The organism is Enterobacter sp. BIDMC 30 (genome assembly GCF_000534355.1).
GTDB lineage: Bacteria > Pseudomonadota > Gammaproteobacteria > Enterobacterales > Enterobacteriaceae > Enterobacter > Enterobacter ludwigii.
Window position 1 is genome coordinate 2,022,324 of sequence record NZ_KI973169.1, and the last position, 17,970, is coordinate 2,040,293.

Genomic DNA, 17,970 nt, shown 5'->3' on the forward strand with positions numbered 1-17,970 from the left:
TATAATCCCCTCAAATCATCGAGGGGATTTTTTATGTCCGACTGGAACATTGCAGCAAAGCCGCAGGAGGATCGCGACAAGGTTAACGTTGACCTGGCGGCCTCCGGCGTAGCATACAAAGAACGCCTGAATATGCCGGTTATCGCTGAGCAAGTAGCGCGTGAGCAGCCAGAGCATCTGCGCGAGTATTTCATGGATCGCGTGCGGTATTACCGCGAGCAGAGCGTTGCATTGCCTAAATCGTCCGATCCGCGTTATGTTGAGATGGCTGAAGCTAACAAGAAATAAATAATGGGGGATAAATGAGAGAAGATCGGATGGTTATAAATACTCTTGAGGAAGCGAGGGAGGTTGTAAACACTTTAATACTATTTACCTCCGGTTCTGAGCATATGAGTGTAATTCAAGGGATGTACGAAGTTTCTCCTAAACTAAACATCCATCAGGTTAATGGTATTTTTCTGGAAGAACTTCAGAAAAGCGCTATAGCTGGCACAAGAACAATTAGCAGCAATCTGTCGCCTAACGGATCTCATATCGGCAGGGAATTAATTATCACTTTAACGAGATTCTAAATTTTGATTTTGCAAAATCATTAGGCCATAATCATGTCATCGGAGCCTGAACAACTCCGGTGACTTCTGCGCATTTAAGGGGACTTAAATGCGACCACAATCTGAACTCCTCACCCTGTCACAGATGCAGAAATGCACCTGCGATTTTCTGCATTCTGCGGTTTCCGTTAAGGAGGCCGTATGACTCTGCCAGTAGACGGAATCAAACTCCATCGCGGTAACTTCGCGGCCATCGGCCAGCAGATTCAGCCATTGCTGGATGCCGGGCAATGCCTCCGCCTTCAGGTTAAGCCGTGGCGCGAGAAGCGCAGCCTGTCTCAAAATTCACTTCTTCATTTGTGGCTCGGTGAAATCAGCGAATACCTGGTTAAATCCGGGCGCACTGACGCAACCCCAGAATGGGTTAAGCGCAACCTCAAAAAGACCTATCTCGGCTGCGAAGAGGTGACCTACACCGATTTCATCACCGGTGAAAAAACCACGACCTGGGAACCACGCCACACTGCCGATCTCGATACCGGGGAAATGCATATCTTCCTGGTGAAGGTTGAAATGTGGTGCGCTCAGTTCGGCCTGGCCCTCACTATCCCGAACGGCTGCGAGTACCAGCAGTTGCGCGATAAGCAGGAGGCCTGATGTCTACTCCACTTTCCCGCGTCATCACCAACGAAATCTTCCGCGTTCCGGCGCGCCGCCAGCCTAAGCCCGCGGTTAAGCCGTCCGACATCCCGACTATGAAAGACTACACCGCCCGCCTGGTGGATCAGAAATGGCTGCGTCTCGCGGCGAGGAGAACGCATGGCTAATTTATGCAAAGCGGCACGCGGTCGCGAATGCCTGGTACGCATCCCGGGCGTATGCAACGGAAATCCTGAGACATCTGTACTGGCTCATATCCGCCTGGCGGGGCTGTGCGGAACCGGAATCAAGCCGCCTGACCTGATCGCCACCATCGCATGCAGCAGTTGCCACGACGAGATTGATCGCCGCACCCGCCTGGTCGATGCGGAATATGCAAAGGAGTGCGCGCTTGAAGGAATGGCCCGCACGCAGGTTATCTGGCTGAAAGAGGGGCTCGTGAAATGCTAACCAAAGAAGAAGTAAATGATTTCCTTTCTTACGTCAGCGACACAGGCCAGTTCTTCTGGAAGGTAGACAGAACCGGAGGGGTAAAGGCAGGTGACAAAGCAGGGAGTGTTAGTCCAGACGGATATGTTCACATAAAGATACTTGGTAGACGATATGCCGCGCATAGATTGGCTTATCTGATAACACATGGGTTCATTCCTAGGGAAATAGACCATATCGACAGGGATAGAGGTAATAACAGAATTTGCAATCTGAGGGCCTGCACGAAATCTGAAAACCAACGCAATAGGTCAAGATGCAGGAATGGCACATCAGGCCGTAAGGGTGTTACCTGGAATAAAAATGCTGGCAAATGGCAGGCTCAATCGAAAATTAATGGGAAGAATCACCATCTTGGCGTTTTCGATTCGGTAGATGAAGCCGCGGACGCTTATGCAATTTTCTGCAAGGAAAGGCATGGCGATTTTTATGCAGGGGAAAAAGCATGAATGAATATCGCATCAGTCTCCCATGGCCGCCGAGCAACAACCGCTACTACCGGCATAACCGCGGGCGCACGCACATCAGCACAGAGGGGCAGGCGTACCGCGACAGTGTCGCCAGAATCATCAAAGACTCAATGCTGGATATCGGCCTGGCTACACCCGTGAAAATACGCATTGAGTGCCATATGCCGGATCGCCGCCGCCGCGACCTGGACAATCTGCAAAAGGCCGCGTTCGACGCCCTGACGAAATCCGGGTTCTGGCTCGATGACCAACAAGTCGACTACTACAGCGTGAAGAGGATGCCAATCGTCAAAGGCGGCAGGCTTGAACTGACCATAACCGAACTGGAGGCCGAATGAACCAAACCGACTTCCTGCGGTACCAGGCAGAAAGCGTTAAGCGCGCCAACCTACCGCCAGTAGCAAAGCACAGCCAGACCAAAACCAACCAGCCACATAAGGAAGCCGCATGAACAGTCAGCAACTGGAATACGTACGTCAGCAGCTCATTGTGGCGACCGCAGATTTGAGCGGGGCGACGAAAGGGCAGTTGGTAGCTTTTGCCGAGAACGCACAATTCACCGCTACTGCGCGCAGCCGGGGCCGGAAAAAGGTATTCGACAAGGATAAGCAGCGCATGGTCAACCCGGAAGGCCCGGCGATGAGCGGCAACCAGTCCCGCGCCAAAGGCTCATCCATCGCACTTGTAGGCCCGGTTGAGTTCGTGACCGCATCGTGGCGCCGCGCTGTCCTGTCACTGGAAGACCACCAGAAAGCATGGCTGCTCTGGAACTACAGCGAGAATATCCGCTTCGAGTACCAGGTAGCGATAACCCAGTGGGCGTGGGCAGAGTTCCGGGAGCAGCTCGGCGCGAAGAAGGTGGCTGGCAAGACGATGGAGCGCCTGAAGAAGCTAATCTGGCTGGCGGCACAGGACGTCAAAGCGGAACTGGCGGGCAAGGATGTGTATCAGCACCAGGACCTGGCGGCTCTGAGCGGCGTTAAGCCTGATAACTGGTGCCATAACTACGCCGATTATTGGCGTGCCATGTGCGCCATCTTTAAGCGACTTGATGGCGATTCTCTTCTCTCCACTATGAGAACACGATCACAACAAAAGGCGACTTTTTCGCAGCAGGGTGTTGCAAAAGTCAATTAAATAGCATACATTTCTTATAAATCTGATATCGTCGCCATAGCTTCGCAGGTCGACAAAGAATTAAGAGCCTCGCCATCGTGCGGGGCTTTATTTTTTCGTGCTAATCTGCCATTGCAGTTGAGATATCGCCTATGAATTAAATTTCGGCTATGTAGAATTATCGCAAGGCAAAATCAACGGGTAGATATCATGCAGGACTTTCAACTTTATGTTGGTGGCACTAACAACATCACCTATCGTTACGAAGTGAAAAAGGTAGATGATGCTTTTAGTGTCCGCATCTTCAATGTCATCGATAAAGTGCACAAAGAAGTGGGTAATAAGCTACTTCGCTCAGTCACAGCTCACGACGTTATTGATGAATGTGTTTCACATTACAAAAGACAAGCGGAAGGCGTTAAGGGTTTTCTGCGCTGGCTTGGGTTGTGAAAAAAGATTCAGATTAAACAAGTCGCTCAGGCGGCCTTTTTTATTGCCTGTAGCTAAGTGGTAAAGCTCCCAACGCATGGTTGGATTAACGCTGGTTCGATTCCAGCCAGGCGAACCAAACCCACTACCTGGGATCCTTAGGCCGAAGAGCCGACATTGCCACACCCTCATCTTCCCGGCCTGTCGCCGGGTTTTTTATTCCAGGCCCCGGGAACCATCATCGACATGCCTTCTTGTTAAATCGTCCCGAGGGCCTGACCCCTTTTAAACACACAGCCCCCGCTTTTAAGCCGGAGGTTAGAGACTATGAAAATGCATAACGATCCCCACTCCTGGACGGAGTTTATCGAACTACTCCACAGCTGGTGGCGTGGCGAAACGCCGATGGGTGCCGTATTGCTATCGGTTGCCATGGCCGCATTGCGAATCGCTTACGGCGGTGGCGGCTGGAAGAAAATGCTCCTTGAGGGGGCGATCTGTGGGGCTCTGACCCTTACTGCTGTGTCAGCCCTTGATTACTTCAACCTCCCGCAGTCCCTGTCTATTGCTATAGGTGGCGCCCTCGGGTTTGTTGGGGTAGAGCAGGTTAAGGTTATGGCGTCACGGGTGTTTAATTCTCGCTTTGGAGGCGGTGATGCAAACCAGTGATAAAGGCATTGCCCTGATCAAGCAGTTCGAAGGCTGCAAGCTCACCGCGTACCAGGACAGCGTAGGAGTGTGGACGATTGGCTATGGCTGGACTCAGCCTGTCGACGGCAAACCTATCCGCGCAGGGATGACGATTAAGCAGGAAACTGCGGAGCGACTGCTGAAAACCGGACTGGTCAGCTACGAAAGTGACGTGTCCCGCCTGGTTAAAGTCGGTCTGACTCAAGGGCAATTCGATGCTCTGGTGTCCTTCACGTATAACCTCGGCGCCCGGTCTTTGTCGACATCGACCCTTCTGCGAAAACTCAACGCCGGGGATTACGCTGGCGCTGCTGATGAGTTCCTGCGCTGGAATAAAGCTGGTGGAAAAGTCCTGAATGGGCTGACCCGTCGGCGTGAGGCGGAGCGCGCTCTGTTCTTGTCGTGATTGGCGCGCTGGTAAAACGTTACTGGCTGCAGTTGCTGGTGGTGGCTTTCATCGGCGTGCTGGCGTTCTTCGTGAACCACTACCGCGACAACGCCATCACCTACAAAGACCAGCGCGATAAAGCAAAGGTCCGGGCTGACACATCAGAGGCGATCACAAACAACGTGATCACCACGATGAACCTCATCCGTGACATTTCACAGGCTACCAAGAATGCAAAGAACGAACTGGCTAAAAAGGGCGAGACGCGCATTGTCTACATCAGGCAGGCGCTTGAAGGAGATCCGTGCGCTAACCAGCTTGTTCCTGCTGCCGCTGCTGACAGCCTGCGGGAATACGCAGACAGTTTACGTCCCAGCACCGGTGGTACCGATAAGCGCTGACCTGACCGCAGACACGCCGATCCCAGGAATGGTGGTTCCGTTCACGTGGCAGGCAAGTCTGGAGTTAAACGCTCAGCTCTATACGGCACTGGGGCAGTGCAATCTAGATAAGGCGGGGATTAGGCGAATAGAAGATTCGCGAGCTGCAGCTTACTCAGCCAGTAAAGAAGAATGATGATTCGCGTGGTAAGTGAAGCAATTTTAATTCCGATGTTCAGTGATTTCTTGATGCTCATAAAACCTCTCTTTGTTAGGTGAACGTGAGGCCAGACATTGGCTTCTATTGTGTTACCTAAATTGGGTGACGATTCACCCTGGAGAGTTTGTCTCCTGTAAGAGACAAAGCATCGCCTACGGAAATAAAGAGGCTCTCAATGTCCGACATCTACCAAATAACGCTAACCACCCAAACAGGCGAAACCTTCACGGGCAAAATGTCACGACGTCAGCCCGAGCTGGTTAACGGCTTTGTGCCGCTGGCTACCGAGACGGGAGAGTGGCTGTATTTTGCGCCTGCCGATGTGAAGCGCGTGCAGTTCTCGCCAGTACCGGAAGAGGAAGAAACCAATGGCGACGTGCAGACTGTCAGTTGAAATCAAGAGCAGGTGGTGGGTTCCTGTCTATCTAAGGACGCTGACACTGTTCTGCATGATGATGCGTTGCGAACCGGATTACAGAAAGGTTGCTGAGTTCATCGTAAAGCGCGGCATCAGCCAGAAGGTGAAGGCGGACCCGGTAAAATACAAAACGGAGTAACCCATGGCTAACGATGATGAGCACAGGCCATATCCGCCAGTTAACTTCATCGACTCAGATAGCTGGCAGCCATACACCAGGTTGATTCCCGCCAATGAAGTACATGAGTGGATAAACCGTCAGATCCTCAGCGATACCGGCAGCATCCATAATCCTGACCACGAACACCTGTTAGAGGCTGATCTCTGCTTCATGTGGGCGTCCGATTCGTTCGCGAAGAAGGGGCGCTTAGTTCTCGGTCAGGCTGAACAGGTAATGCTCCGCGCCGGTGGCTGGCAGAAAGCCAGAATGGAACAGCAGATGCATGAATGGTTCGGGCGCATCCCGAAGTTCATCATCACGCTGGCGGCCGATTACTGCTCACAATGCAGCGACCTTGAATTCTGCGCTCTGGTAGAGCATGAGCTTTACCACATCGCCCAGGCCACCGACGATTTCGGCGCGCCTAAGTTCAACAAAGAGACCGGGCAGCCAGTGCTTACACTGCGCGGCCACGACGTCGAAGAATTCACTGGTGTCGTACGTCGATACGGTGCCAGCAAAGAAGTACAGGAGCTTGTTGATGCGGCCAATGCGCCAGCAGAAGTGGCTCACATCGATATAGCCAGGTCATGCGGTACATGCATGCTAAAGCTGGCCTAACAATATGACTGATTATGACAGGCAGGTAATCCATGGCGACACTGAAAGGTGAGGTCAAAGCCTTCATCGTTCAGTCCCTTGCCTGCTTCGATACTCCATCCCAGGTGGTTGAGCTGGTCAAAAAAGAATTTGGCCTGAGCATCACTCGTCAGCAGGTCGAATCCCACGACCCGACGAAAGCAAACGGCAGGGGGCTGGCGCAGAAATGGGTTGAGTTATTTCACGAAACCCGTAAGCGCTTCCAGACCGAATTAAGCGACATCCCGATCGCCAACAAAGCCTATCGTCTCCGCGCGCTAGACCGGATGATGACAAAGGCCGAGAGCATGCGAAATATGGCGCTGGCTGCCTCGCTGATGGAGCAGGCCGCTAAAGAAGTTGGCGACGCTTACAGCAACAAACAGAAGGTCGAGCACACCAGCCCGGACGGCAGTATGTCACCGAGACCGACGACGATTCGCCTGGTAGGAGTTGACCCAGCCAATGGAAAGCCAAGTTGACCTCCAGATACCAGCCAAGCTAGTACCCGTATTCGCGACAGAAGGCATCCGATATCGTGGTGCTCATGGCGGGCGCGGTTCCGCTAAGACGCGCACGTTTGCACTTATGACCGCCGTTAAAGCGTACCAGGCGGCAGAGGCCAATATCAGCGGCGTGATCCTTTGTGCCCGCGAATACATGAACTCCTTGGAAGAGTCCTCCATGGAGGAGGTGAAACAGGCCATTCGCTCCGTTCCGTGGCTTGATGATTACTTCGACATTGGCGAGAAATACATCCGGACAAAGAACCGCAGGGTCAGCTACGTATTCTGTGGTCTTCGCCATAACCTCGACAGCATAAAATCCAAAGCACGAATTCTTGTGGCCTGGGTTGATGAGGCTGAGTCGGTATCAGCCACTGCATGGAAAAAGCTTCGCCCGACAGTTCGAGAAGAAGGCTCAGAGATTTGGGTCACCTGGAACCCGGAGAAGGAAGGCAGCGCCACCGATAAGCTCTTCAGAAAGAACCCGCCAAAAAGCTCAATGATTGTCGAGATGAACTATGAGGACAATCCATGGTTCCCTGCGGTGCTCGAGGAGGAGAGGCAGGAAGACCTGGCAAACCTGGATTACGCAGACTATGCGTGGATCTGGGAAGGTGCTTACCTCGAAAACTCCGATAAACAGGTGCTGGCTAACAAATACGTTGTGCAGAGCTTCGAAGACGATCTCTGGCAGAAATCAGAGCGCCTGTTGTTCGGCGCTGACTTCGGTTTCGCAAAGGATCCAAGCACGCTTATTCGCATGTTTATCCTGGATAACAACCTCTACATCGAATACGAGGCTTACGGAAACGGCGTCGAGCTCGACGACATGTGGAAGTTCTACGCCGGGAAAACCGACGCCACGCCGAAGCAAATTGCCGATTGGAAGGTTACAGATGAGGCTAAATTCCCTGGCATCCCTGAAGCGCGTAAATGGCCTATCAAAGCCGATAACTCACGTCCTGAGACTATCAGCCACATCAAAGGGCAGGGGTTCAATATCTCCGCCGCTCAGAAGTGGCAGGGTAGCGTAGAGGACGGCATCACCTGCCTGCGTGGATTTAAGAAGATCATCATCCATCCTCGCTGCAAAGAAACAGCGAAAGAGGCGCGGCTTTACTCGTACAAAACAGACCGTATCACTGGCGAAGTCCTGCCGGTTATTGAAGACAAAAATAACCACTGCTGGGATGGCGTCCGGTATGGTCTCGATGGGTACATCAAGCACAAAGCGCAAGTCGGCGCAGTATTCTTCTAAGGAGCATCGCCAGTGAGCGAACAAGATAACGGCCTTCAACTGGCTGTGAACAACCTCGCCACTGAAATGAGGCGAGCAAATTACCTGAATGCCATCGGCATCGGTGGTGGGAACACGAAGCGCCCGACGCTTTACCAGGAATTTGGCTACCCGCGCGAGATCACCTTCAACGATTTCTACAACATGTACCGCCGCAACGCCGCTGGCTTCGCTGTGGTTCATCGTCTGCTGGATGGTTGCTGGCAGGACTATCCGGTCATAGTTGACGGTGATGAAGCTCAGGAGGCGGAGAAAACAAACGCCTGGGAAAAGAAAGTCGCCAAGTTCATGAAGAAGCTGTGGCCCAAGGTGAAGGATGCCGATCGCCGCAATATGGTAGGGCGCTACTCAGCGCTTCTGCTGCAGGTGAAAGATAATAAGCCATGGAACGAGCCAGTAGATACCAGGCTGGTGAAATCCCTGGGCGAGTCAGCTCTGGTAAAACTTATCCCGGTATGGGAGCCGCAGTTAACCGTCGCCGAATGGGATAACGACCGTCAGTCTGAAACGTTTGGTCAGCCGAAGATGTTCAACTTCAACGAGCAGCCGGTTGGTGATGAGCCTTTTGTCGGTCCGATGCGCGGCGAGCCGGTGCATCCAAGCCGCGTTATCCTGTTCTGCGAAGGATCTGAAGACGACAACGTTCTGTCTGGCATCCCGCTGCTGGAGGCTGGTTTCAACAAAGGCCTCGATATCGAGAAAATTTCTGGCGGTGGTGCTGAGGGCTTCCTGAAGAATGCCAGTCGTCAGATTGCCGTCGAGTTCAGCAAAGAAACCGACATGGCCACGCTGGCAGAACAGGCTATGAAGGCTGGCTATGCCGATCTCGGCGAAGCGATGGGCGATAAGGTCAACAAGCTGAACCGCGGTACCGACGCGGCTGCAGTTATGCAGGCAGGGCAGATGCGCGTTCTCAGCGTTACACCAGGCGACCCGGGGCCGACGTGGGAGGTTACTGCGAACGAACTGGCCGCCTCCGTACAGATACCGTTCACCATCCTGTTCGGTCAACAGACCGGACGCCTGGCGAGCGATGAGGATAAAACGGACTGGGCTATCCGTCGAAACACACGGCGTAATGGCTTCCTTACGGACCGAATCACCGCGCTGTTGGAACGCTTCTGGACGCTAGGGATTATCGACCCGCCAACCAAAGGCGAGGTCACCATCTCGTGGAGCGACCTGCTAGCACCAGGCGAGAAAGAGAAGATCGAGAACGCCTCTAAGCTTGCCGACATCGTGCAGAAAACCACGCCTTACTATGGTGGAGACGCGCCGTTTACCGCAAATGAGTTGCGCGAGATTGTGGGGCTTGACCCGCTACCGGAGCAAAAAGAACCACCGAAACCGGACGAGAAGGTGACTACAGATGATCCACTGGCCGATGACACCAGAACAGACGGCAAAGGTGGGGCTGCCGATAGTTCCGCGCAGTAAGGTTGACCCGACGCGATCGGCGAAGCAGGTCAGTGCGATGTTCCGGGATATCGAGGACCGGTATCTCGGCATCAAGCGCGCGCTGAAAGCCCTGTTCGATCAGCACCTGACCGGGAGAGAGCGAGAGGTAAACAGCCATAACTGGCATTTCCTTTGCCACGACAACGGCGCGGACATGCGGCTCTACCAGGTCAACGCCGGCAAGTTCATCTACGACATGTCGGCGCGGGAACTGGCTGACCTGCTGGAAGCGGTGCAGGGCATTCTCGACGATTACCTGCTTGAAGGTGGCGAGCAAAACCTCTGGGCGATGGATTACGTCGTCGCAGAAGCGCAGCGCGGCACGCTGGAGGCATTCAACAACCTCTCGCAGCAGTCGCAGGTGTACGCCAGCCAGACAACGCTACAGCAGCTTTTAAGCAGCCCCGGTCATCTTAATCAGGTGGCGGCTGCCAGGCTGACAACATTCAGCGACTGGAAGGTCATCAGCGATACCGCCCGCGGCGATTTAACCAACATCATCACCGATGCGGTAGCGCGTGGGGTGAATCCTCGTGAGACGGCCAGCGTTATCAGCAAGCGCCTCGATGTATCGATGTCGAAGGCCAAGACCATCGCTCAGACTGAGCAGGTCGGCGCGCTGCGACAGGCGCAATGGAATGAAACGGACTGGGCTGCTGACCGGCTGGGGCTGAATACCGGCATGCTGTGGCTGTCAGCGCTCAAACCAACGACGCGCACCTGGCACGCCAGCCGTCATGGCAAGGTCTACACCACGGAAGAGGTGCGGGACTTCTACGCTGAAAACGGTAACCGGTACAACTGTTATTGCAGCCAGATCCCGGTGCTGCTCAATGATGATGGCAGAATTTTCAATGAAGGGCTGGCGGACAAGCTATCCCAAGAGAGAAAAGCATGGGATAGCGAGGGGAAGATTAAATCGGGAGGATAGCCGTGATGCTTACTTCAATAGTCACAACCTTTTCCTCGCCTTCGATTAATTCGGAAAGGGCTCTCATGGCAGCTGCACGAACTGCAGGTGAGTTTGCTTCAGGTGCTGTATTCGAGTTGATAACGGTATCCAGGTTGTGGGATTTGCCGTTAATGGTGCCCTTAAATAAAATTTTGTAATCCATGATAACTCCTTAAATAACAGTTTATTAAATCATTTAAGAGGATAACACGTGAAGCTATCCAGCATCCACGTTAAATCCCTCGCCATCAACGCCTCCAACATCTCAACGACCACCATCAACGGCCAGGAACACTACGTCATTCGTGGTGTTGTTCCTATCGTGGATGACATCGTCATGAATGGCGGGCTGTACCCGGCTGAGGAGATTAACAAAAGCTTCAAAACCATGGAGCGTAAATTGATGCCGATCGGGCATCCCATGGTTAACGGGAAGTATGTTCCTTCGACCGATCCAGAGGCGCTGAACACATACTATGCCGGGGCATGGGCGCAGAACGTCAGCAAGGCCAACGACAAGGTCGTGATGGATGTTTACGTCAATAAGGCCGTGGCAGATACCAAGCCTGACGGGAAGCGCCTTATTCAGCGCCTTGACGACATGATGTCTGGGGAGAATATCGACCCAATCCATGTCTCGACTGGGCTGCTGCTCAACAAAGAGCAGCGCGCTGGTGAGTCGAAAGGAAAGAAACACTCCTGGGTTGCTCACAATCTTGATTTTGAACACACAGCGATCCTGCTCGATGAGCCCGGCGCTGGCACGCCGGATGAAGGCGTCGGCATGTTCGTCAACGCTGACGGGCAAGAGGCTGATGTTGAAGCGACGAGCCTCATCGATGCAGCCAACAGCATGAAAGACGGCTGGTGGAACAAAGTGAAGTTCTTCATCAGCAACGCTTCAGAGATGTCCTTCGACGACATCTACCAGGCGCTGCGCATGTCCATCAAGCAGGACGACAAAAAGTGGCGCTATGTCGTCAGCGTCTGGCCTGACCATTTCGTTTACGAAGAGGATGGCGAGAACGCCAAGCCGAAGCTCTTCGACCAGAAGTACCTCATCTCTGACAAGGTCGTAACGCTTGTCGGCGATCCAGTAGAAGTCGTGCGCAAACCAACTGAGTACGAAGTCAAAACCAACGGAGAAACAAACCCGATGAAAGAGAAGATGATCGCCGCGCTCAATGCCGCAGGCGTTAAAACCGAGGGGCTGACCGACGATCAGGTCTGGGATGCCTACAACCAGCAGATGCAGAAGAAAGATGGCGGCGGCGACACGGGCCAGGCTCAGATTAACTCTGACGCGATTGCTGCAGCAGTAAATCTGGCTCTGAAACCGCTTACCGATGAAATCAGCACGCTGAAATCTCAGCTGCAGGCTAACGCTGAAAGCGAACTGAAAACCAAGCGTGACGCGGTTAAAGCGAAATTCTCGTTCATGACCGAAGCTGCGATCAACTCACTGGCTGGCGACGCGCTGAACGACTTGTACTCACAGTGCCAGACCAGCACCGGTCTGAACCCTGCATTCCAGGGGAATGGCGCTCAGAGTGAAATCCTTAACATGGAGGCACCTGAATAATGGCTCTCGCACCTCGTTTCCATACGGTAATCGCGGGCCCGGCCCGTAAGAATGACCCACAGGTCATTGAAGCAATCATGGCGGCGGCCGTGAAACCCGGCTCACTGGTGATGCTCGACAGCACCGGAAAACTGGCTGTTCACAATGTCGCTGGTGGTGCAGGCGTTGCTCTGGCTCTTCAGCACAACTATATCGGCGGCGGTGACATTCGCGACTCGGTTCCTGCAGGTGATACCGGCGCGGCCATCATGTGCGAAGACGATGTGGATTACCACATGCTGGTCAAAGCAGGCGAAGTGTTGCTGGAAAACGAAGGCCTGGTTTCTGCCGGTGACGGCACGCTTGCCAAGGCAACAACGCCAGCTACCGACCAGGTCCTCTTTTATTCACGCGAAAAAATCACCGTTGGCGCTGAAGCTCAGCTCGTGAAAGTTCGCAAATCAGGGAAAGCAACCGCATGAGCATGATCGTATTCAACAAAAAGCTGATCACCGAGCACAACCAGGTGAAGCAGGCATGGAATCAGCTGCTGATGCAGCGTGAATCCTTCAACATCAACCAGAACACCATTGCTGCCCAGTACGGCGGTGCGCTGGAAGTTAACCAGGCAGCGCTGATCTCCAAAGACTACTGGAGTGAAGTGGACAACATCACCACCCGAGTCTTCCGTAATGACGAAGGCAACGGCCTGCTGGATGATCTGCTCGGTCTGGGGACGCCGATTTCTATCGGCAAGACGGCGGCGCTGTACCGCGTTTCCAGTGACGCTGGCAAGGTTCATCGCTCACTGACGGGCCACGTGCCGGAAGAGCTGGATAAAGTCATCTACGACGAAGCTGGTGACCCAATTCCGATCTTCAACACTGGCTACGGCCGTGAATGGCGCGAATGGAACGGCATGCAGTCGGAAAACCTCGACGCGATGGCTGACGATCAGGAAGCGCACGTTGCCGCTATCCGTGAAGACATGGCTGACTACATGCTTTCAGGTGACGGGAAAGTGAAGGTGAAGGGTTATGTCGGTGCTGGTATCACCAACCACGCCAACACCAACCAGGTGGATCTGAGTGCATCCGGTCTGAATATTGATCTGACTACCTCTACGCCTGACGAAACTGTCGCTTTCTTCACTGGTCCATTCGCGAAACTGCTGGACGATAACTATGTGCAGGAAAAGGTAAAAGCATGGGCGTCGCCGGACATCATGCGCAACCTGAACCGACCGTATTCCGATGCAGCCGGATTCAAAGAAGGCACTGTGCTGGAATACATCCTGCGCTATGGCCGCATCGAGTCGTTTAACCAGACCTTTAAACTGACCGGTAACCACTTCATCGCTTACGTGCGCAACTCTCAGTACATCAAGACCCGCATCGCCGCGCCAGTGGGTACCTTCATGATCCCGCGTCAAAATCCATTCGACAACTACAACTCCCTGGTCTGGAGTGCTGTCGGTCTGCAGATTAAGCGCGATTTCAACGGTCGCTCTAAAGTGTTCAACGCACAGGGTTAAGGGGCTTCGGCCTCTTTTCTTCGGGAGAGAGCATGAAAAAGTTAAAAGTAGAGAAGGCTGGTTGCTGGGGAACAATTAACGGCGTATTCCAGCAACTGCCGGTGGGCCATGAGTTCGTTGCGGTTGGTGTGCCACCTGCTTTCACTGGTCGCGTATCGGTCGTTGGCGAAGTTGAAGAGCAGGAGCTTGAAGTTGCCACGCCAGGTGCCGACGATAAACCTGCAGAGCAGGCAGAGCAGGCAGAGCAGGCAGAGCAGGCAGAGCAGGCAGAGCAGGCAGACACCACCGCTAAATCGAAAAAGGCGAAATAACCATGGCTGACCCAATCACAGCGGCAGACGTGCAGGCGTTCCTCGGTGAATTGGGTTACTCCATCCCGGGCGCGCTGCTGGATCCGATTCTCTGCGTGGTGAACAAAATCATCCCATGCCTCGATGGGGCCGGGTATGACGAGTGCACCGCGAAGCTGATCCTGATGTACGCCGCCGCGCTTATGGCTACGTCGTCCGGTGCGCGCCGCATCAAATCGCAGGGTGCGCCGTCAGGCGCGTCCCGCTCGTTTGAATATGGCGACGACAGCATTACCTGGCTGCGTGACTCGCTGGCCCGTCTCGATACCAGCGGCTGCACAGGCGAGCTGCCGATCAGTGCCGGTAACAGTGTCGGCCTGTTCATGGTGGTCGGTGGCTGATGATGACGTACAAATCCGTTAAGCACGGCCTGCCCCGTTCTTTCACTCGCGTCTGGGTGATCACGGACACCGGGCGGGAGACTACTGGCTACGTGAAATCGGACGGCGAGTGGTTCATTAACTGCCCGCGCATCCGGGCGACTGGCGCGAAGGTGCTGCGCTGGAAGGGGGGCTGATGTCGTCTACTGCGTCATGGTCATACAACAAGCCGTGCACGATATGGCGTAAGGGCGCGGGCGGTAATGACGAGTGGGGCGATCCTGTCGACCCATACGAACCGCCTGAAACCATTATGTGCGACTACATCGGCGGCCTGTCAGCAAAGCTCGGCTCAATCGGTAAAGAGGTTGTTGTAAAAAACACCTTCTTTACTGCGTTTGCGCTGGCCGATGAGGGCGATTACATCCTGATTGGTGTGAGTGCAGAACCGGACCCGGTCGTGGCCGGTGCCGATGAGGTGCGTCACGTAACGCGCTGGAACGACACTCTCGACGGTCTGGAAGATGACTGGGCGATTATTACGGGAGTGTAGCCATGGGCATAAAAGTTCGCGGCGTTAAGCAGTCGAAAGCCGGACTCAACCGCATTATCAACGACGTGAAAGGGCGCAAGGTTGTCCGGGCGCTGCAGTCAGCAATGATAATCGGCAGCTCACAGGCTGCGCTTTATACTCCTATCGACACCTCAACGCTGCTTAATAGCCAGTATCGGGAGTTGATTAACAACGGCGTTCGGCTGACAGGTCGGGTGGGATACACCGCGAACTACGCTGTGTTCGTTCACGATCCGAATGTTCCTCAAACCTTCCGCCGCGCTACCGCGCAGAAAGAATTCCTCACTAAAGGCTTTGAAGACACCCGCAGCCAGATTGATGCCGTAATGCGCAAGGAGCTTTCAGTATGACGCCAGCCATGTACGAGCGCGTGCGTAACTATTTCGTTGATGCCGGGCTTACCACTGGCTTCATCGTTCAGTTACTGGCGTGGGATGATACAACGAAGTTAACTGACGCATTCATCGTATTCCGGCCCAACGGCGGTACCGACATCCGAAATGACCTCGGGTCTGATCACTACGTGCTGGTGGATATCATCTCCGCCAAGGACAAGCGACGCGCAGCCGCAGAGAAGGCTCAGGAAATCATCAATTATGTCGAACAGAACGACATTACTGATGAATGCCTTGGCCTGATTCAAAACCTCGGCAACATGCCGGCACCCATCCCGACCGAAGAGGGCCGCCTGGTCTTCCGGCTTCAGTTTATGTGCGTATACGGCGAATAACCCCATCACCAACCCATCAGGCTGCCATCCGGCGGCCTTTTTTATTTGAGAGGTACACATGCAAGGCTGTGCTAATGATTTTGGCAAGCTGATCGGGAAAGTAGCTGTGCTACGCATGGCCTTTGGCTGCCCCGACGCAGTGCCAGCGCTTTCCGAGTGGAAGCGTCTCGGCGCTATGACGACCAAGGGCATCGACTATTCGATGAACACCATCAACTCTGAGGCAGACGATGCTAAAGGGCTGGTGGAGAACCTGGTCAACAATATGGATCTGACGATCTCCGGTGAAGGTGAGTTTCGCAAATCGGATAAAGACAACGAGATCGGTGCGTGGCGTCTGTCGAAGTACATCTTTGACGAAGTACAGGCAGGCCGTCAGCCTAACCTGTGGGTGCGTTTCGACTTCGCTGGTGAGAACGCTGGCACTTATATCCAGGGCTACATGAACACCACCTCATGGTCTGGTGACTTCGGTACCAACGATATCTCCACTTTCTCTGGCGAGTGGAAGGTCTACGACGCTGACACTGTTGTGTTTGAGGTCGCTGACTCTATCGCCGCAACTGGCGTTGAAGTTACCCCAGCAACTGCATCTCTGGTCGTTGGCGCAACCCAACAATTGAGCGGCGCAGTTCAGCCAGTCGATGCGACTAACAAGGCGATCACCTGGACGACCTCGGCGCCTTCCATCGCGACAGTCAGTTCAACCGGCCTGGTTACTGCCGTTGCTGCTGGTACCGCGACTATTACGGCTACTACAGCTGATGGTGACTTTACTGACACCTGCGCTGTTACCGTAACTGCCGCACCGTAATCACTACAAAGGGCGGCGTGCTGCCCTTGATACTGATTATGGAGAGCGATATGACCCCTTTGAAAGAAATTGGAGAGTGCGTTATCGGCGCTGGCGAGCGTGAGTTTTTCTTCCGGCCGTCGTTCCGTAACATGACGCGGATAGGCGAGCCAGAGCATATCGTTCGCACGTTTTATGCACTCTTCAATGATGACGTGGCGAAAATGCTTGAGGCAGCGCGAGAAATTCACAGCGCTATACCTGAGCATCAGCGCAGATTTTACGCCCACTACTTTGGAGACGTAACGCATCCTCGATGGGCGCTTGAAGCTGCAGGTTCAGCGGCGTTTCTACGTAAAACTTTACTCTCCGCGATCAATGTCATCCAGTCTTGCTGCGATGAGGATGTTTCTGAACTTACTGGATGGCATGAACTATCCCGTACTGGACGACGTACCTTTGTATGGCACCGCGGTTCGCTACCTCCTGAGAACCTCATTCTCATTGCTCAGTCGTTGATGATGCATGGAATTATTGGACGGGCCAGAGTCAGGACGTTGCAGAAGAACGAAAGCAAGGAAACGACTTCTGAGTTTCATGCGACCGAATACATCATGGCCGCCCGCAATCATTTTGGCATCAGCAAGGAAGAGGCGATGGAGCTAACCATGACCGAATTCGCCATGATGCTTAACTCCAAATACCCGGACCAGAAAGGCTTCACCAGGGAAGAGTATGACGCGGTTATGGATGATGATGAACGCCGGTGGCAGGAAATGATTGAGCGCGAAAAATCAGCAAAGACAGCAGCCTGAGTTAATAATGGATATACCTTACTCGCCAGGCCTGGCGTAAGATGGCTCAGAAATAAAACTCAGGGGATAAGAGTGAAAAAAATACTGTTGTCATTGGCGATTCCACTTCTTCTGGCTGCCTGTAAGCCTGGAGAGGAAAAGGCAATCTCTCTGGCGCAATCCGAGGTGTCCGCTAACCTGCTTGATCCTTCAAGTGCTCAGTTTCGCAATATGAAGGTTGCCAGGATGACAGACTCCGACGATGGTGGCGTCATCGCTGTAGTTTGTGGCGAGATAAACGGCAAGAACGGTTTCGGTGCATATGCCGGATTTCACCCGTTCTACGTTGAGTTGAACATGAAATCGAAAGGTATGTTCTCAAAAGGTGTCGACTATACGCTTGGCGATCATTTCCTGAGCTCAAGAGATACACCACCACCGCCAGACTATACCGAACGATGTCAATAAACGACACGAATAACTAACCC

30 protein-coding genes and 1 tRNA gene are annotated in these 17,970 nt (G+C 53.6%); 30 read left to right on the forward strand and 1 reads right to left on the reverse strand.

The features are described 5' to 3' along the window. Positions 1 to 33: 33 nt before the first annotated feature. From L466_RS12760 to L466_RS12665, 19 genes are all read left to right on the forward strand, one after another. Positions 34 to 288, forward strand: a complete 255-nt coding sequence (locus tag L466_RS12760; protein ID WP_032680707.1) for a DNA polymerase III subunit theta — start codon at positions 34 to 36, stop codon at positions 286 to 288. 467 nt (positions 289 to 755) lie between these two features. Then, positions 756 to 1,211, forward strand: coding sequence for a YbcN family protein (locus L466_RS12750; RefSeq protein ID WP_032680709.1), 456 nt, complete (start codon positions 756 to 758; stop codon positions 1,209 to 1,211). After that, positions 1,211 to 1,381 carry a NinE family protein gene (locus tag L466_RS12745; protein WP_032680710.1) on the forward strand — a complete coding sequence of 57 codons (171 nt, stop codon included), beginning with the start codon at positions 1,211 to 1,213 and terminating at the stop codon, positions 1,379 to 1,381. Before L466_RS12750 ends, L466_RS12745 begins: the two co-directional genes overlap by 1 nt. Continuing rightward, positions 1,374 to 1,664: a DUF1364 domain-containing protein gene (locus tag L466_RS12740; protein ID WP_032680711.1), complete on the forward strand. Its 291-nt coding sequence runs from the start codon at positions 1,374 to 1,376 to the stop codon at positions 1,662 to 1,664. The genes L466_RS12745 and L466_RS12740 overlap by 8 nt, the downstream gene beginning before the upstream one ends. Beyond that, entirely contained in the window at positions 1,658 to 2,152 is a 495-nt protein-coding gene (locus L466_RS12735) for an HNH endonuclease (protein WP_032680712.1), read from the forward strand. Before L466_RS12740 ends, L466_RS12735 begins: the two co-directional genes overlap by 7 nt. Further along, complete coding sequence (rusA, locus tag L466_RS12730) at positions 2,149 to 2,511, forward strand: crossover junction endodeoxyribonuclease RusA (RefSeq protein WP_032680713.1); 363 nt, start codon at positions 2,149 to 2,151, stop codon at positions 2,509 to 2,511. Before L466_RS12735 ends, rusA begins: the two co-directional genes overlap by 4 nt. After that, complete coding sequence (locus L466_RS23940) at positions 2,508 to 2,624, forward strand: hypothetical protein (protein ID WP_155962758.1); 117 nt, start codon at positions 2,508 to 2,510, stop codon at positions 2,622 to 2,624. Before rusA ends, L466_RS23940 begins: the two co-directional genes overlap by 4 nt. Further along, a complete protein-coding gene (locus tag L466_RS12725) occupies positions 2,621 to 3,310 on the forward strand; it encodes a bacteriophage antitermination protein Q (RefSeq protein WP_032680714.1) in 690 nt (229 codons plus the stop codon). The genes L466_RS23940 and L466_RS12725 overlap by 4 nt, the downstream gene beginning before the upstream one ends. 189 nt (positions 3,311 to 3,499) lie before the next feature. Further along, positions 3,500 to 3,739, forward strand: a complete 240-nt coding sequence (locus L466_RS12720; protein ID WP_032680715.1) for a hypothetical protein — start codon at positions 3,500 to 3,502, stop codon at positions 3,737 to 3,739. A 43-nt stretch (positions 3,740 to 3,782) separates the two neighbouring features. Beyond that, positions 3,783 to 3,857, forward strand: a tRNA-OTHER gene (locus L466_RS12715). A gap of 188 nt (positions 3,858 to 4,045) precedes the next feature. Next, positions 4,046 to 4,387: a phage holin, lambda family gene (locus L466_RS12710; protein ID WP_023311421.1), complete on the forward strand. Its 342-nt coding sequence runs from the start codon at positions 4,046 to 4,048 to the stop codon at positions 4,385 to 4,387. Continuing rightward, entirely contained in the window at positions 4,371 to 4,814 is a 444-nt protein-coding gene (locus tag L466_RS12705; protein ID WP_102046760.1) for a lysozyme, read from the forward strand. The genes L466_RS12710 and L466_RS12705 overlap by 17 nt, the downstream gene beginning before the upstream one ends. Continuing rightward, entirely contained in the window at positions 4,811 to 5,197 is a 387-nt protein-coding gene (locus tag L466_RS12700; protein ID WP_050594869.1) for a DUF2570 domain-containing protein, read from the forward strand. Before L466_RS12705 ends, L466_RS12700 begins: the two co-directional genes overlap by 4 nt. 374 nt (positions 5,198 to 5,571) lie before the next feature. Further along, the gene (locus L466_RS12695; RefSeq protein ID WP_032680717.1) at positions 5,572 to 5,790 is read left to right on the forward strand and encodes a hypothetical protein; all 219 of its coding nucleotides are present in this window, start codon (positions 5,572 to 5,574) and stop codon (positions 5,788 to 5,790) included. Positions 5,791 to 5,956: 166 nt separating this feature from the next. Further along, positions 5,957 to 6,595 (forward strand): putative metallopeptidase, encoded by a 639-nt coding sequence (locus tag L466_RS12685; protein WP_032680720.1) that lies wholly within the window; start codon positions 5,957 to 5,959, stop codon positions 6,593 to 6,595. 32 nt (positions 6,596 to 6,627) lie between these two features. After that, positions 6,628 to 7,095, forward strand: a complete 468-nt coding sequence (locus L466_RS12680) for a DUF2280 domain-containing protein (RefSeq protein WP_032141944.1) — start codon at positions 6,628 to 6,630, stop codon at positions 7,093 to 7,095. Further along, positions 7,079 to 8,377, forward strand: a complete 1,299-nt coding sequence (locus L466_RS12675; RefSeq protein ID WP_032680721.1) for a PBSX family phage terminase large subunit — start codon at positions 7,079 to 7,081, stop codon at positions 8,375 to 8,377. Before L466_RS12680 ends, L466_RS12675 begins: the two co-directional genes overlap by 17 nt. 12 nt (positions 8,378 to 8,389) lie before the next feature. Further along, on the forward strand, positions 8,390 to 9,853 hold the full coding sequence (locus tag L466_RS12670; RefSeq protein ID WP_032680722.1) for a DUF1073 domain-containing protein: 1,464 nt from the start codon (positions 8,390 to 8,392) through the stop codon (positions 9,851 to 9,853). After that, entirely contained in the window at positions 9,786 to 10,805 is a 1,020-nt protein-coding gene (locus L466_RS12665) for a phage minor head protein (protein ID WP_050594870.1), read from the forward strand. Before L466_RS12670 ends, L466_RS12665 begins: the two co-directional genes overlap by 68 nt. Here L466_RS12665 and L466_RS12660 read toward each other — a convergent pair. Further along, positions 10,789 to 10,989, reverse strand: coding sequence for a hypothetical protein (locus L466_RS12660; protein ID WP_032680724.1), 201 nt, complete (start codon positions 10,987 to 10,989; stop codon positions 10,789 to 10,791). The genes L466_RS12665 and L466_RS12660 overlap by 17 nt on opposite strands. A 48-nt stretch (positions 10,990 to 11,037) precedes the next feature. Here L466_RS12660 and L466_RS12655 point away from each other — a divergent pair, with 48 nt between their 5' ends. From L466_RS12655 to L466_RS12600, 11 genes are all read left to right on the forward strand, one after another. Then, positions 11,038 to 12,408, forward strand: a complete 1,371-nt coding sequence (locus L466_RS12655) for a hypothetical protein (protein WP_032680725.1) — start codon at positions 11,038 to 11,040, stop codon at positions 12,406 to 12,408. Further along, complete coding sequence (locus tag L466_RS12650; RefSeq protein ID WP_023294167.1) at positions 12,408 to 12,869, forward strand: hypothetical protein; 462 nt, start codon at positions 12,408 to 12,410, stop codon at positions 12,867 to 12,869. Before L466_RS12655 ends, L466_RS12650 begins: the two co-directional genes overlap by 1 nt. Further along, positions 12,866 to 13,921 carry a major capsid protein gene (locus tag L466_RS12645; protein WP_032680726.1) on the forward strand — a complete coding sequence of 352 codons (1,056 nt, stop codon included), beginning with the start codon at positions 12,866 to 12,868 and terminating at the stop codon, positions 13,919 to 13,921. Before L466_RS12650 ends, L466_RS12645 begins: the two co-directional genes overlap by 4 nt. Positions 13,922 to 13,953: 32 nt before the next feature. Then, positions 13,954 to 14,232, forward strand: a complete 279-nt coding sequence (locus L466_RS12640) for a hypothetical protein (protein ID WP_032680727.1) — start codon at positions 13,954 to 13,956, stop codon at positions 14,230 to 14,232. Positions 14,233 to 14,234: 2 nt separating this feature from the next. Then, complete coding sequence (locus L466_RS12635; protein WP_032680728.1) at positions 14,235 to 14,612, forward strand: DUF7370 family protein; 378 nt, start codon at positions 14,235 to 14,237, stop codon at positions 14,610 to 14,612. 175 nt (positions 14,613 to 14,787) lie between these two features. Continuing rightward, positions 14,788 to 15,144, forward strand: a complete 357-nt coding sequence (locus tag L466_RS12625) for a hypothetical protein (RefSeq protein WP_023300379.1) — start codon at positions 14,788 to 14,790, stop codon at positions 15,142 to 15,144. Between the two features lie 2 nt (positions 15,145 to 15,146). Beyond that, the gene (locus L466_RS12620; RefSeq protein WP_014883994.1) at positions 15,147 to 15,515 is read left to right on the forward strand and encodes a hypothetical protein; all 369 of its coding nucleotides are present in this window, start codon (positions 15,147 to 15,149) and stop codon (positions 15,513 to 15,515) included. Beyond that, a complete protein-coding gene (locus tag L466_RS12615) occupies positions 15,512 to 15,895 on the forward strand; it encodes a phage tail termination protein (protein ID WP_032680729.1) in 384 nt (127 codons plus the stop codon). Before L466_RS12620 ends, L466_RS12615 begins: the two co-directional genes overlap by 4 nt. Before the next feature lie 58 nt (positions 15,896 to 15,953). Next, a complete protein-coding gene (locus tag L466_RS12610) occupies positions 15,954 to 16,709 on the forward strand; it encodes an Ig-like domain-containing protein (protein WP_032680730.1) in 756 nt (251 codons plus the stop codon). Between the two features lie 50 nt (positions 16,710 to 16,759). Continuing rightward, positions 16,760 to 17,503: a DUF6246 family protein gene (locus L466_RS12605; protein ID WP_032680732.1), complete on the forward strand. Its 744-nt coding sequence runs from the start codon at positions 16,760 to 16,762 to the stop codon at positions 17,501 to 17,503. Positions 17,504 to 17,575: 72 nt separating this feature from the next. Beyond that, entirely contained in the window at positions 17,576 to 17,950 is a 375-nt protein-coding gene (locus L466_RS12600; RefSeq protein ID WP_032680733.1) for a hypothetical protein, read from the forward strand. The last annotated feature ends 20 nt before the right edge of the window (positions 17,951 to 17,970 follow it).